This window comes from Labrys sp. LIt4, assembly GCF_017813775.1.
GTDB lineage: Bacteria > Pseudomonadota > Alphaproteobacteria > Rhizobiales > Labraceae > Labrys > Labrys okinawensis_A.
On sequence record NZ_JAGIPY010000049.1, the window covers coordinates 1 to 1,041 of the forward strand.

Here is a 1,041-nt window from a genome sequence, read left to right on the forward strand (position 1 = left end):
TGGGAAGCGGACGAGATCATGCTGTTCAACATCGAATCGGACGAGGGCGGCGAGATCACCGGCTATGTCGTGCCGGACGATTACGAGAAGACGCCGATCCTGCATGTGCTGGTCGACGGGCAGGTGGTTGCCCGCATCCGCTGCAGCGAGCCGCGTCCGGGTCTGGTGACGGCGGGGCGGCACCTCAACGGGCTGTGCGGTTTCCTGCTCAACGATGCCAATGTGCCCGGCCTGGGTGCCATGCGCTATGTCGAGGTGGTGGACGAGGAAAGCGGCATCCTGATCTATCGGCGCAATCTGGATGCGCCCGGCTTGCCCAACCGCCTGTTCCGGCTGGAAACCCACCTGTTCCCGCTCTGGGGGCTGGACGCCGCGCTCAAGCAGCATTTCAACTATTTCCATCGCGGCATCGAGCGGCTGGGAAGCGAGACGGCGACCCAGATCTTCCATCTCTTGAACACGCCTTCGCTCTATGTCAGCGGGCGGCTCACGCTCCGGCAATATGACGCGCTGATCCATGAGCGCTTCACCTGGGTGGCCTTGCTGCACGATCCCTATTACGAACTGGCCGAGCGGCTGATGGCCCTCAAGCTGGCGCCCAAATATGGCGATGCCCTGCTGAGCCAGCGCGATCTGTCGGCCTTCAAGCCCGCCATCGATTTCGTCGCCACCCTGGAGACGGACGAGGAAGGATTGACCAGGGCCTTCGCCGAGATGCCGGGGCCGGTGATCGCCATCCTGTCCAACCCGCTCGCCCGCCAGCTCGCGGCCGAGAGCTTCGACGCCCTGCTGCCGCGCGGCGCCGTGGCGACGGCCCTCGCCAATCTCGCCACCGCCGGGGTCGTCGGCATCCGCGAACGCCCGCATGTCTTCGCCGAGGATCTCGAACAGATCATGCGCATGCCGGAAGGCACCGTGCAGATCGCGCCGCTGCTCGCCCCGGTCCAGGCCCTCGCGGAAAGGCTGCGCCGCCTCCCCGAAACCGAGGTCCTGCTCGAGGCCGATCTCGACATCTACAGCCAGGTCAAGGCGGCGGTGGAA

At 65.8% G+C, this 1,041-nt stretch carries 1 protein-coding gene; it reads left to right on the forward strand.

What is annotated here, in order from left to right; translation table 11 throughout:
- On the forward strand, window positions 1-1,041 hold a 1,041-nt coding region (locus J8I29_RS29635; protein WP_209434419.1), incomplete at both ends, for a hypothetical protein.